Below are 12,834 nucleotides of genomic sequence, written 5' to 3'. Positions count from 1 at the left end.
GCTATGCCAATTATTTATTGCTGTCAATTAGAATTACACGACAGTCTTTATTACGCTACTCGTGAAATTGGAAGATTATACGAAACGGAAGCGGTAATTCACAATTATGCACTCTGCTATGCATTAGGGTTAGTTGATAGCGAAGTTTACTCTACCAATGTAGCTGAAGAACATTCCTATCGTTACTTTTGTCCTGAACAAGTTCCCAAATATGAGGAACATTTAACGCCGCTAAATCAACAGGGAATTTATGTTACACCTGCGCGTGCAGTTAATCATACTGCCATTCTCAATACATGGAAATATGCTAATAATAACTACCATGTAGAAATGGAGAAGACGCAAAAAAATATTCCTAGTTTTGGTAGAGCCAAAGAAATTGCACCAGAAAGTATATTTGAGTTTTTTGTTATTTCGCAAAAAGAACTTAAATTACCAAAATGGATTCGCTTAGGGAAATGGATGAGTAAGGCTGAGGTGACAGTGGAACAATTACCTCAACCTCAAACTACAGAAGGTGTATTCACCTACAAATATCCTTTAAATCCTTTAGATGTAATGTTCACTAATCAAGTAATTAGTTACGATGTGGTGAATATGCCTCCAGTTAGTTTAATTCAAAATATCCAAATGCGAGGGCAATACTACCAATTTAAAGAAATGAAAGAACTCAAGATTCCCCTTTGCATGGAATATCATTTTCGGAGTTAATTTCCGAAACCTTTAGCAGACTTTTTCTTTCTTGTCGGCTCTATTGTCATTAATTCTGCTGTAAAACCTCCGGAGTTTTGCAACATTAACTTACGAATTCGCTGACGTTGGTAAGCCTGAACTTCAGCAGCTAGGGGATGATTTGGATCAATTTTGAGGTGAGTAATAGAAGAAACATATTTCTCCTTACTTTCGGGATTATTCGGCTCTTTTAATCCGCACATAATCCCGCCATCATCTCCTGAATAACCAACAAAATCAACTTCAAATTCTCTGTCTGGATTGGCGTTTTCTCCTTTTTGCTTTAATGTCTTGAGAAATTCTTTGCCAGCCTTTACTGTAATTGGTAAGCTCTGCTTTAATTTTTCAGTCAGCGCGTTGGCTGCATTGTAATCATCAATTCTCATCTGTCTTTCTCCAGGTGTAATCACACTTACCAAAAGTAGAGTAACATTTGCATAATTTAAGTTTTACCTGCATGTAGCAGATCTCAGTCTAAAAAAAAGCTGAAAAAATGCCTTACAGTCTTGTTCTTAATCTCGTCCCCCAGTCTCCTATCTACCCAGGATTCCTGACTGGTAGACATTTTCATGCACTATTTCTCAGTCTCATCAGTTCTGTAGACTCCAGTTTAGGAGAATATCTACACTCATCGAATGCAGATAAAGCCTTTACTCTCTCTCCATTGCAAATTCAACGACAACCCAAACCACATCACCAAACGTTGCAATTTATTCATCAAAAACCTATTCCGGCTGGTACTCCCTGTTGGTGGCGTGTGTCTCTATTGGATGACAATTTATTTAGCCAATTAACTCCACTGTGGCTAAATCTTAACCCAGAACATCCTTGGCATTTAGGTTCGGCAAATTTGTATATTACTCAAATTCAAGGTACAGCACAATCAAAGCAACCTTGGGCTAATGCTTGTAATTATGCACAACTTTACGAACAAGCATCAAATAAAGAGCGTAATTTGAGCTTTAATTTTGCTACGCCGGTATCTTTCCGTCAAGGTGGATATGATACGTTTCTACCGATTAAAGAATCTGTGTTTAATAGCTTACTAAATCGGTGGAATAAATATAGTGGCATAGAATTTTCGGCTATTCCTATTGAATCAATTTATCCGAGTGCTTTTGATATTAATACGGAAATTGTCAGCAACTATGAAAGTAAATTTATTGGTTGTGTTGGTGCAATTAGCTATCGGATTTTAGGAGAGGTGGAACCGTTAGCAATTAAGCAAATGAATGCTTTAGCAGATTTTGCATTATATGCAGGATTAGGGCGGAAAACAACGATGGGTATGGGTATGGTACGTCGGATATAAGTTTTTTCTTTGCAAATATCAAATTAAATTATGAATGAAATTGATTACATTCCAATTGCGGCATTAAATCAATATGCTTACTGCGCTCATCGCTGTTGGCGGATGTTTTGTGCAGGTGAATTTATTGATAATCAATACACAATTGAAGGTACAAGTTTACATGAGCGGGTGCATACAATTGGTGATGGGTATCGTGAGGATACTTGGCAAATCCGCGCCATTTGGTTGAAATCTGACAAGTATAAATTGATAGGTAAATCAGATTTAATTGAAGCGGAAAATGGCACATTTTACCCAATTGAATACAAGCGCGGTCGCAAGGGTGAATGGGATAATGATGAAATGCAAGTTTGTGCGCAAGCTTTGTGTTTGGAAGAAATGACGGGGAAGAGTATCAATACGGGTTATATATATTATGCACATTCACATCAACGTCAATTAGTAGAAATTACTCCTGAATTGCGCCAAAGTGCGATCGCTTGGCGCAGTGAATTGCAATTTCTCTTAATCCCTATGAGGGATTGAAACTCGCTTATAGTTTTATCCCCTTTCACCTCCAGTAATTGCAATTTCTCTTAATCCCTATGAGGGATTGAAACTTAGTAGAGATATTAGAGGATGAATTACCTATTAATTGCAATTTCTCTTAATCCCTATGAGGGATTGAAACCAAGAATTTGGCGCAAAAACTTAGCCATAGAAATACGATTGTAATTTCTCTTAATTCCTATGAGGGGTTGAAACCCAGAAGTACTAGCTGTATCTGTACCTAACACACCGCAAATCTTGCATGATGCGTTGCACTAGGTGACAACACACCCTAAAAATAAATTGTGTGTACAAATTTCAACCATGATTGAAGCAATGGGCAAAGTATACCTCGTAGGTGCAGGGCCAGGAGATATAGAATATCTCACGGTAAAAGCTGACAATCTTTTGCAGCAGGCACAGGTATTGGTATACGATGCCTTGGTAGATGAGCAATTATTGCAGCGAGTATCACCTGATTGTCTCAAGTTAGATGTAGGTAAACGCGGTGGTAAACCCAGCACACCCCAAGCCGAGATTAATCAGTTATTAGTTCATTATTGTCAGCAGGGTAAACAAGTTGTCAGACTCAAGTCAGGCGATCCGTTTATTTTTGGGCGCTGTAGTGCGGAAATTCAGGCTTTGAAAGCTGCTGGCTGTGCATTTGAAGTAGTACCGGGAATTTCTTCCGCCTTAGCCGCCCCTTTACTTGCAGGAATTCCCCTGACAGATCCGGTTTTGAGTCGCTGTTTTGCAGTTTTAACAGCCCATGAACCAGAAGCTTTAGACTGGGAAGCCCTGTCAAGGCTAGAAACAATAGTAATTTTAATGGGCGGACAACATCTAGCAGAGATTGTACATCGGCTGATCCGTCAAGGGCGATCGCGTCTCACGCCTATAGCTATTATTCGGTGGGCGGGAACTGTGAATCAACAAATTTGGACAGGGGAACTGGGCAATATTTTAGAAATAACCGCTGGCTTATCGCTGTCACCAGTGGTAATTGTCATTGGCGAGGTGGTTGGGCTACGGAATTACCTACAACCTGAGAAAATACCAACAGAACAGTTAACTATCACCAAAACTCCCAGCCCTGTAACTATGACAGCTAATTCCCAACTTCCTCTCAATGGTAAAACTATCTTAGTCACCCGTGCAGTGGGACAATCTAGCCAATTTTGCGATCGCCTGACAGCCGCAGGTGCTACCGTGATTGAAATGCCTACTTTAGAAATCGGCCCCCCTTCGAGTTGGGAAGCATTAGACAGAGCGATCGCTACTTTAGCTCACTTTGACTGGTTAATTCTCACTTCTACTAATGGTGTAGACTACTTTTTTGACAGATTAACCGCACTGGGTAAAGATAGCCGTAGTTTAGCTAATCTCAAAATAGCAGTGGTTGGGGAGAAAACAGCCCAAAGTTTGAAAAAGCGTGGTTTGCACCCCGATTTTATTCCCCCTAATTTTGTTGCTGATTCCTTAGTAGAAAACTTCCCAGAAGAACTATTAGGAAAAAAAGTTTTATTTCCTAGAGTTGAAAGTGGTGGTAGAGAGGTTTTAGTTAAGGAATTAACTGCAAAGCAAGCAGAAGTCACCGAAGTTGCAGCCTATCAATCTTGCTGTCCTAATAGTATTCCCCAAACCGCAGAATTAGCCCTAAAAAATCACGAAGTAGATGCCATTACTTTTGCTAGTTCTAAAACTGTGCAATTTTTCTGTCAATTAATTAATAGCAAATTCACCAATCTTGCAGATGTTTTAACAGGAGTTTGTATCGCCTCAATTGGCCCCCAAACCTCAAAAACTTGTCAGGAATTAATTGGAAGAGTAGATGTAGAAGCTGAAGAATATACTTTAGATGGATTAACCCAAGCATTAATTGTCTGGGCAAAATAGCAATGTTGACGGTTGACGGTTGACGGTTGACGGTTGACTGTTAACCAATGCCCAATGCCCCATGCCCAATGCCCCATGCCCCATATCCCATGACTAAACGTATCATCGGTTTAACCGGAGGTATTGCCACAGGTAAATCCACTGTCGCTGATTATTTGGCTAATGCTTATAATCTGCCGATTTTTGATGCAGATATTTATGCTAGAGATGCAGTGGCTGTTGGTTCACCAATTCTCAGGGCGATCGCCCAACGTTATGACACTGATGTTTTACTCCCAGATGGTAACCTAAACCGCCCAAAGCTGGGGGAAATTATTTTTGCGCGTCCAGATGAACGCAATTGGGTAGAAAGTTTAATTCATCCTTATGTAGGCGATCGCTTTCAAGAGGCGATCGCCCAATCCTCTGCACCCATATTAGTATTAGTCATACCGCTGCTATTTGAAGTCAAAATGACTCATTTAATAACAGAAATTTGGGTAGTGTCCTGTTCCCCATCACAACAGTTACAAAGGTTAATGCAGCGCAATCACTTAACTCAAGAGCAAGCACAAGCTAGAATTAATAGCCAAATGCCGCTGACAGAAAAAGCAGATCTCGCAGATGTGGTGTTAGATAATTCCTCTACACTAGAAATATTGCTGCAACAGGTAGATGTTGCATTGGCACAAGGTAGCTCATCTCATAATCCAATTTAATTTCTGTCCATTGAAAAAATTTATAGTCTCGTTTTCATTTAAAATTAAATTATTGTCAATCGAAATACCAAAGTGTTTGTAATTTTCTCAAAAGTACATACTATCTTGGTGTTTTCACAGTAGACGATCGTACAATCGGGTTGTAAACTGTTAATTAAACAGGTATTTATATTGAGGATATAGGGCTAATTAGTAACCAGATTGACCCTAATATGACTCATTGTATATGGGTTGTAAAAATAAGATTAACTTTATCTAATAATTAAATATTAATTAAAGTAATTTCATTTTTTATATTAGATAATAGTAATGTCTTTGATGTAGAAAATTGGTTGACAAGCTTTATAAACTCAAAATTTATTTTTTAGGGTGCTGACTTTTACATTTTCATCATAAATATAGATAACTGAACAATATTTGGTTGGTTTTTACCAAATATCAGTGCAGTTACTTGTTTATCAACACATAAAATCTTTTCTAGATTCCAGTGTAATTTATTGGCAAAATTACCTACTCTTCAAATATAGGGTAGGTATTGCTGGCTATATCCGATTTTATCAACAAAATCGCCACCTAATTGTATAGCAAAAAAATTGCGATAATTCCTCTAAGTTAGAATTATTTTTAACAAAAAATAATTTTTCTCTATCTGAGCAATAATAATTTAAATTGTATATTATCAGAAACGAAACTTTTTACTAACTTTTTGGTTGTTGATTGGATCATTACTCTGCTGTTAAAGAAATTATTTTGGAGAACTCACTTATGTCTCTGATTAGAACAGGTATTAATTTCACCTTTATTTTATTCAGTGTGTTCTTACCAATACGCTCTTTAACAAAGGAATTCAAACTAAATACTAAAGTACATGATTACAGCCAATTAGTTGCGGGCAAAGACTACATCTTGGAAATTATAGATGAAGGTATGGAAGCTTATATGACCGGAACAGGAAAAGGTATTAAGCTCCACGATCACATAATTTTAAAATCCAATTCTCGGTATAAAGTTGAGTCAATTGATTATTATACCGACCCATCAGATATGTGGATAGCTTTACTCAAGCAAGTCAAATTTGAGTAATTAATATATAACTTCATCGGGTGAGCATTGCCCACCCTACAAGATTTCGTTTATTCTCGATTAACCAAAAAATGGGCAATTAGCGTATTTCTTTCATAGGAAAGTAAATAAAGATGCAAAATATTAGGGTTTTCTTTATCTAGATGCATGATTGTACCATCAACCCCTAATTGGTGATGATTAATCCAGCGATTTTGAGAATCTAAAAGCAAACTGAAATAATTGCTCTTATCTGGATTTTTTTGGTTTAAATCTTCGTAGCTTTGAAAAAATGGTGGTAATCCTATACCCAGTGGCATGGATAAGCCCTTAGCATAATCGGTAATTGGCAATTTAGGTAACTCTTGCCAATTAAATCCACCGATTGCGAACTTATTTTTTTCGCCTGTCTTGGTATCAGTAAACAATAACTCAATTTCCTGTAAAATTACCGAATTATTCACAGGCTTAACATTCCGTAAAATGCCTTTCTCAAATTTGCCAATTCGCCAATATTGAGTATTCCAAGGTTGTGCTGGTTGATAAAATCCTGGTGCAAGAAACGTTGCAAATTGAATTTCGCGTTGATTGTTGTAAAAATCTCGCCAAGTGATGAGGTTATTAGTAAGTGTGGTGCGAATTTTTCTACTCTGTTCTCCTGAAGAAATAATCCTTTCATCTAAAGGAAAGGTAACATTAACTGCTTTTTCATCAATAACGTTGCGCAGCAGATTACTTTTGATGATGGCATCACTTGGTTCTTGCCAATGTTCTAATTGCCACCAATAATCCCAATAGGAAATTTTATTGTTATTCTCAAAAACATTTTTGTAATGTCCTAAGGGGAAAGTAAACCAACCTTGGTAATACAAAGATTTATTATTATCCTCCTTGGTAAACAGCGCAATTTCCCAGTAACCAGCATTTAAGCAATTGTTACTTACGGCAATTTCGGTGATATTTTGTTTTTCAAAGCCATCACCACCACTGATTTCTATATTTTCTGAGTTAGCAGGAAAAGTCACCTGTTGTCGGTTCCACTCTCGCTCAATCAAAGCGATTAATTCTAAATTCTTATCTTTTTTCACCCATTCTGGTAATTTAGGTACTAGTAATGTGAGGTCAACATTTTTAATAACTACCTTCGCTGTTTTTGTGTTTGTAGGTTCTAACACAAAGTCAAAGCGATTAGTATCTTTCTTGATAATGGTTAATTTGCGGTTCGCATATCTTTGGTAGTTTTTGCTTAACAAAGCGGGATTAGCCGGATACTCAGCATTAGAAAATTCTCTGACTTTAACTGGCATTTTATTCGCGAATTTATACCTACCAGTAAACCAAAAACCACCCAAACTAAGCAAAGCAAAAAAGACAATTAAGGAAGCAAAGCCTATTTTCTTTTTAGTGAGTCCTAAATTAAATCTGGCCAATAGGGAATTACTGGCGCTGCTTTGCGTCGTGGAAGTGTTATCCATTTCTCAACTACCTTTCACACTAAATCCTGTTTAACAGCCGGGCAAATTTTGATGAGTAGTTTCCCCTCTGTTAGTCAATTGCTGATACAAATACAACAGGATTTACGCAAAGCATGACCAAGAACGTCAAATTTTTATGTGCATAAGGTCATGGAAATAAGCACAATCAAAAATTAGATGTGTTTGCCCTATGCTTAAAAGCATAGCCTACAGGTTGGTAATTCGTAATTCGTAATTCGTAATTCGTAATTTGTAATTTGTAATTTGTAATTATTAATTAATTACGAATTACTAATGTTTAACTTTCGCCACCGACGACTACGTCACGAATTCGTAAACTGGGGCCGCCACAGCCAACAGGTAAACCATTTTGTCCGCCTTTACCACAACCGCCGGATTCGTCCCAGTAAAAGTCATCACCAATTGCTTCAATATCTGCTAATGTTTGAAAAACGTTACCTGAAAGCGTGACATCTCGGACAGGTTCGGCTATTTGGCCGTTTCTAATCATCCAGGCTTCGCCAGCGCTAAAGGTAAACATTTCGCCATTGGTCATTCCACCTAACCAATTACGAGCATATACGCCTTCTTTGATGTTAGTAAATAAGTCTGCAACTGGTGTTTTACCCCGTTCAATCCAGGTATTTGTCATGCGGACGATGGGCATAAAATGATAATTTAAACACCGCGCATTACCTGTGGGTGTTTCGTCTAGTTTGCCGGCGGTTTCACGGGAGTGCAAGCGTCCAACTAATATACCATCTTTAATTAGTTGAGTTGTGGTGGCTGGTGTGCCTTCATCATCGTAAAAATAACTACCACGATGTCCTGCGGGTGCCGCACCATCAAAGATTTGTAGTTCTTCGGGGCCAAATCGTCTGCCGATGGTCATAACCTCTAACAGGTCTGGGTTTTCGTAAGCCATGTCAGCTTCAGATAGATGTCCAAAAGCTTCGTGGACGAATAACCCGGTAAGTATGGGGTCAATGACGACGGTATAAGTGTTACCTTTGACTGGTGGTAGAGTTAAGGCTGCGATCGCTCTTTGGGCTGCACTTTTGACTTGTTCATCTAAACTTGTTAAGTCTTCATAGGCTTTGCGGGAACCGGTGGTTTCTCTCCCGGTTTGCACGGTTTCGCCGTTTCTGGCTGTCGCAGCGAAGCGCATTTCCATGTCCACCCAAGATTGTTCAATTAATGTTCCTTCTGAGGTGGCGAGGATAATTTTTTGGGCGCTGTCAGCATAGCGGACTGAAGTTGTTGTAATTCGCGGATCGATACTTTTGAGGACATCAGAATAGCGATCGCATAATTGTTTTTTCTGACTTAAAGAAATTTTGCGTGGATCTGTCCCCGTGAGGGGAAGCTGACATATCGTTTGAACTGGATCTATCGGTGCAAGTACAGTCTCTTCATCGCCTACCATACGCGCAGCAGCGATCGCTTCTTCGATCCGTTCTTGAATTGTCGAAAGTCGATTAAAACAGCTCAGTCCCCAGCCACCTTTATAACAAGCGCGAATATGTCCGCCCATTGAAATCCCTTCGCTCAAGGTTTCTACCTTGTCTCCCCGCAACAAGATATCCGTACCTTCTGCTTGTTCTAAGCGAATCATCAAATAATCTACACGAGATGAGTAGCGGGAGATTAAATCAGAAAGCAAATTTTGTGCATCCGCAAGTTTGTTCGGCATTTCGTAGGTAGTAACCATGACCAACTGCAATTTATGGCAAATATTCGAGCAATATCTGCTACTCCATTACTAGTCTAAGGAATTTCCGAGGTTCTATGCGATCGCCTATTGATTTAACCACCACTCACCGGCGGAATTAATACTACTTCATCGCCATTTTGCAAAGGAGTGTCTGGTTTAACAAATATCAGATTAATCCCAAAGCGCGTTAAATCTCGCCATTTTTTCAATTCTGGATGTTCGGCAATTAAGCGATCGCATACTGCACTCACTGGTGTACCATCGGGAAATTCTAACACCAGTTCTGATTTGCCATAGGCTTCTTGATAAGCAGCAAATAGCTTGACGGTTATAGTAATTTCAGAATTAGACATAATATTTTTTGTTCCCCAGTCTTAAATCTGGAGATTTCTGGTCTTCAGATTGCATTGTCCTCAGAGGCTTTCACCTACACCAGGTAATAATGTATCTGGAAATTAGGTATATGCAATTATAGATTCTTATGAGCATGTATTGGGAAACAAGCGCAATAATCATGTAGATAAACTTTGCACACTCTGTATTTGATTGGTAGTGAAAGCGATTAAGAGGAAATGGCGTCAACTAATTTTGGGCTTAAGCTGTCTGTTATTAACGATTGCTTGTAATAGTTTGCTGCACACGAGTAGCATTAGCCCAAACTCAGGATTGAAAACGCTGAAAGTGGCTACAGATCCAACCTTTGTACCGTTTGAGATGAAAAATGCTAACGGTAATCTCCAAGGTTTTGATATCGATCTGATGAATGCGATCGCTCAGGTAGCAGGTTTACAAGTGGAATGGGAAAGTCTACCTTTTGATGGCATGATATCTACATTACAAGCCAAAAGAGTAGATGCAGCGATTAATGGGATTACCATTACCGCCGAACGCCAGAAAACAATTTCCTTTTCTCGACCTTATTTTAAAGCTGGACTGGCGATCGCAGTTCGCGCCAACAACCAAGATATTCAAGACATCAACAGTCTTAAAGGAAAAAAAATCGGGGTGCAAATTGGCTCAACAGGGGCAGATTTTGCCAAAACCATCCCCAACGCCCAAATTATTACCTTTAATTCCGGCCCTGATTTCTTTCAAGACTTGCAAAATGGTAACGTTGATGCAGTAATTAGCGATGCCTTTGCTACATTGTATGCCATCAAAACTGGTCAACTCAAAGGTATTAAAGTTGTGAGTAACCTGCTTACAGAAGAATTTTATGGGATTGCTACACCCCACAATTCTCCTTATTTAGAGACAATTAACAAAGGCATAGGCACTTTATTGGCGAATGGTACCTACGAGCAAATTTATCAAAAATGGATGGGTACTAAACCGTCAAAGTTACCAAATTAATCAGAGACGCGATTAATCGCGTCTCTACAATTGTCATTTATTCTACTCTTTGGTAAAGCCAATCATCTCGTCGGTTGGTTCATCTAGCATTTCCGGGACTAAAGCCGGGTTGGAGCGACGTTCTTCGGCTGATTGTTCCCGGATGACATCATCCATTTTCGCTGGATGTTTGATTTTATCTAGGGTTTCTGGGCTTAATTGCGATGCATCACCTTCCGGATTCATCTTTTCGGCTTGGCTAGGAACGGTTTCTTTATTCATGACTATTTACCCCAATTTATACGCCAAGCTTAAATTTTCTGGTTGCTAGGTACACACTATCTGGGGGCTTAAATCGCTCATCCTGAAGACGCAAGCTGCTTTTTCATTGCCAATAACCTTTACTATGGAAAACGTAATGATTCTGTATATTTCGTTTCAAAACAGGAAATAAGCAGTGCTACCAAATCAGCCACCGAATAGCAACCAAACTCAACGTTGGACGATTTCTCAACTTTTTGGCTTGGCTAGGCGTCATCCTTTGATGATTTCTCGCTGGGTTCTCTGCTGGATAGCTGTGGGGACTGTGAGTGGTTTATTTGCTGGTTTGTATTGGCATATTCTTGAACTGATTACGCATGAACTGCGACATTTTCAAGGGTTGAGTCTGCTGTTGATTATGCCGCTTAGTGGTTTATTAATTGGCTTAGTGATTCATTTTCTGGGAAATCCGGGTGAAATCGCTGTGATTGTCGATAATATTCACTTTCGCGGCGGTAGGCTGGATATGCGAAAAAATCCCTCAATGATTCTCGCATCTTTAGCTAGTATCTCAGCTGGTGGGAGTGCGGGGCCAGAAGCGCCCTTAGTACAGGTAACTGGTTCCTTTGGTACTTGGGTAGGCGATCGCTTAAAACTCCAAGGTGAAGACCTCAGATCTATGAGTTTAGCAGCGATGGCGGCAGGTTTTACGGCTTTATTTGGCGCGCCGTTGGGGGGTGCGATGTTTGCTTTAGAGATTTTGCATCATCAGCATATTGTGGAATATTACGAAGCACTTATGCCGGCAATTGTGGCTAGTTGCGCCAGTTATTTAGTATTTGCAGCTATCACCCATTTAGGAATTGCGCCAACTTGGACTTTTCCCCAATACAACTTACATAATATTGATGATTTTGCTGTAGCGATCGCCTTTGGTATTTTAGGTGCAGTAGTCGGCTGGATTTTTATGGCGATTTTTCGCAGTTGCGATCGCTTATTTACTAGTATCCCCGGCCCCATTTATATACGTACCACAATCGCCGGCTTAGGAATTGGCAGTTTAGCCACGATTTTGCCTCTTACCCGTTATTTTGGACATGAAGAATTAGAAACTGTTCTTAATAGTAACTTTACGGCTATTTTCTTGTTATTACTCGCTTTAGGTAAAATGGCAGCCATCAGCATGACTGTTACAGGTGGCTGGCGTGGTGGATTTATTATTCCTCTATTTTTTACTGGTGCTTGTGTTGGTAAAGCCGTAGCCATGTTAATTCCTGGAGTTAATCCGGCTTTAGCAATGATTTGTACAATGGCGGCGATTAATGCAGCAGTGACGCGCACACCCATCAGCACCACTTTACTGCTGTCGAAATTAACTAACTTTAGTCCCTTCACACCCATACTTTTTGCTAGTTTGATGGGATTTTTCCTTGCACCTAAAGTTCCCTTGATTGCATCTCAACTCAAAAACCAAACAGAAGTGGTGCATTGAAATAGGGCATGGGGCATCGGGCATGGGGCATTGGTGAGAGTTAATACCAATCCGCGTTTTGATATGTAATTGCAGGGGCGGGGTTTCGCCGCCTTGTGTGGGATTCAATGTTGACATTTACAAACACAGTCCAACCCAAAGCTTAATCTAAGCTAACCTAAAGATGATGTTAAAAAAAATTTTGTAGATATTTTTATCTTGAGTTAGAGCAAGGCAAAAGAAAAGAAAATGTGGTTCTTCAGTAGCTATTATGCCAAATTATTAGTTATAGCACTCATATAAACACAAAAAAAGCATCTTTATTTTGCCAAAAGCCTTATATGTATTGACAT

At 39.3% G+C, this 12,834-nt stretch carries 12 protein-coding genes, 1 pseudogene and 1 CRISPR repeat array; of the genes and pseudogenes, 8 read left to right on the top strand and 5 right to left on the bottom strand.

Translation table 11 applies throughout. The annotated features are described in order from the left end of the window. Nucleotides 1-3: 3 nt before the first annotated feature. Nucleotides 4-711: a type I-D CRISPR-associated protein Cas5/Csc1 gene (gene cas5d / locus H6G41_RS20385; protein ID WP_190748016.1), complete on the top strand. Its 708-nt coding sequence runs from the start codon at nt 4-6 to the stop codon at nt 709-711. Here the strand turns inward: cas5d and H6G41_RS20380 are convergent. Continuing rightward, complete coding sequence (locus H6G41_RS20380; RefSeq protein ID WP_190748014.1) at nt 708-1,118, bottom strand: hypothetical protein; 411 nt, start codon at nt 1,116-1,118, stop codon at nt 708-710. The two genes, cas5d and H6G41_RS20380, sit on opposite strands and share 4 nt — an antisense overlap. A 107-nt stretch (nt 1,119-1,225) precedes the next feature. Here H6G41_RS20380 and cas6 point away from each other — a divergent pair, with 107 nt between their 5' ends. From cas6 to H6G41_RS20355, 5 genes and pseudogenes are all read left to right on the top strand, one after another. Then, nucleotides 1,226-2,044, top strand: a complete 819-nt coding sequence (cas6, locus tag H6G41_RS20375) for a CRISPR-associated endoribonuclease Cas6 (RefSeq protein WP_190748011.1) — start codon at nt 1,226-1,228, stop codon at nt 2,042-2,044. Between the two features lie 30 nt (nt 2,045-2,074). After that, nucleotides 2,075-2,512: pseudogene (gene cas4 / locus H6G41_RS20370) on the top strand (CRISPR-associated protein Cas4); the annotation flags it as partial. Between the two features lie 22 nt (nt 2,513-2,534). Continuing rightward, nucleotides 2,535-2,788: a CRISPR direct-repeat array (repeat unit 38 nt; unit sequence AATTGCAATTTCTCTTAATCCCTATGAGGGATTGAAAC). 108 nt (nt 2,789-2,896) lie between these two features. Beyond that, nucleotides 2,897-4,468, top strand: a complete 1,572-nt coding sequence (cobA, locus tag H6G41_RS20365; RefSeq protein WP_190748009.1) for a uroporphyrinogen-III C-methyltransferase — start codon at nt 2,897-2,899, stop codon at nt 4,466-4,468. 89 nt (nt 4,469-4,557) lie between these two features. Further along, a complete protein-coding gene (coaE, locus tag H6G41_RS20360; RefSeq protein WP_190748111.1) occupies nt 4,558-5,166 on the top strand; it encodes a dephospho-CoA kinase in 609 nt (202 codons plus the stop codon). A 765-nt stretch (nt 5,167-5,931) separates the two neighbouring features. Beyond that, nucleotides 5,932-6,249, top strand: a complete 318-nt coding sequence (locus H6G41_RS20355) for a hypothetical protein (RefSeq protein WP_190748006.1) — start codon at nt 5,932-5,934, stop codon at nt 6,247-6,249. Nucleotides 6,250-6,299: 50 nt separating this feature from the next. On the opposite strand, the gene H6G41_RS20350 is transcribed toward H6G41_RS20355, so the two are convergent. The 3 genes from H6G41_RS20350 to H6G41_RS20340 form a co-directional block, all read right to left on the bottom strand. Then, complete coding sequence (locus H6G41_RS20350; RefSeq protein WP_190748004.1) at nt 6,300-7,703, bottom strand: hypothetical protein; 1,404 nt, start codon at nt 7,701-7,703, stop codon at nt 6,300-6,302. Between the two features lie 298 nt (nt 7,704-8,001). Beyond that, nucleotides 8,002-9,396 (bottom strand): TldD/PmbA family protein, encoded by a 1,395-nt coding sequence (locus tag H6G41_RS20345; protein ID WP_190748109.1) that lies wholly within the window; start codon nt 9,394-9,396, stop codon nt 8,002-8,004. 113 nt (nt 9,397-9,509) lie between these two features. Further along, entirely contained in the window at nt 9,510-9,770 is a 261-nt protein-coding gene (locus tag H6G41_RS20340; RefSeq protein ID WP_190748002.1) for a MoaD/ThiS family protein, read from the bottom strand. 328 nt (nt 9,771-10,098) lie between these two features. On the opposite strand from H6G41_RS20340, the gene H6G41_RS20335 reads away from it, so the two are divergent. Then, nucleotides 10,099-10,770: a basic amino acid ABC transporter substrate-binding protein gene (locus tag H6G41_RS20335; RefSeq protein WP_308796225.1), complete on the top strand. Its 672-nt coding sequence runs from the start codon at nt 10,099-10,101 to the stop codon at nt 10,768-10,770. A gap of 42 nt (nt 10,771-10,812) precedes the next feature. Here H6G41_RS20335 and H6G41_RS20330 read toward each other — a convergent pair whose 3' ends face one another. Beyond that, entirely contained in the window at nt 10,813-11,031 is a 219-nt protein-coding gene (locus H6G41_RS20330; RefSeq protein ID WP_190550323.1) for a hypothetical protein, read from the bottom strand. 175 nt (nt 11,032-11,206) lie between these two features. On the opposite strand from H6G41_RS20330, the gene H6G41_RS20325 reads away from it, so the two are divergent. Next, nucleotides 11,207-12,502, top strand: a complete 1,296-nt coding sequence (locus H6G41_RS20325) for a chloride channel protein (RefSeq protein ID WP_190747990.1) — start codon at nt 11,207-11,209, stop codon at nt 12,500-12,502. The last annotated feature ends 332 nt before the right edge of the window (nt 12,503-12,834 follow it).

The sequence above is a fragment of the Tolypothrix sp. FACHB-123 genome (genome assembly GCF_014697075.1).
Lineage (GTDB): Bacteria > Cyanobacteriota > Cyanobacteriia > Cyanobacteriales > Nostocaceae > Aulosira.
Note: the sequence above shows the minus strand (reverse complement) of the source record. Positions and strands in the feature narration are given on the sequence as shown.

Excerpts from the sequence above, each read along its gene's own strand:
- H6G41_RS20345 (WP_190748109.1), bottom strand. The coding sequence starts at position 9,396 with ATGCCGAACAAACTTGCGGATGCACAAAATTTGCTTTCTGATTTAATC.
- H6G41_RS20330 (WP_190550323.1), bottom strand. The coding sequence starts at position 11,031 with ATGAATAAAGAAACCGTTCCTAGCCAAGCCGAAAAGATGAATCCGGAA.
- cas5d (WP_190748016.1), top strand. The coding sequence starts at position 4 with ATGCCAATTATTTATTGCTGTCAATTAGAATTACACGACAGTCTTTAT.
- H6G41_RS20380 (WP_190748014.1), bottom strand. The coding sequence starts at position 1,118 with ATGAGAATTGATGATTACAATGCAGCCAACGCGCTGACTGAAAAATTA.
- cobA (WP_190748009.1), top strand. The coding sequence starts at position 2,897 with ATGATTGAAGCAATGGGCAAAGTATACCTCGTAGGTGCAGGGCCAGGA.
- coaE (WP_190748111.1), top strand. The coding sequence starts at position 4,558 with ATGACTAAACGTATCATCGGTTTAACCGGAGGTATTGCCACAGGTAAA.
- H6G41_RS20350 (WP_190748004.1), bottom strand. The coding sequence starts at position 7,703 with ATGGATAACACTTCCACGACGCAAAGCAGCGCCAGTAATTCCCTATTG.
- H6G41_RS20355 (WP_190748006.1), top strand. The coding sequence starts at position 5,932 with ATGTCTCTGATTAGAACAGGTATTAATTTCACCTTTATTTTATTCAGT.
- cas6 (WP_190748011.1), top strand. The coding sequence starts at position 1,226 with ATGCCTTACAGTCTTGTTCTTAATCTCGTCCCCCAGTCTCCTATCTAC.
- H6G41_RS20340 (WP_190748002.1), bottom strand. The coding sequence starts at position 9,770 with ATGTCTAATTCTGAAATTACTATAACCGTCAAGCTATTTGCTGCTTAT.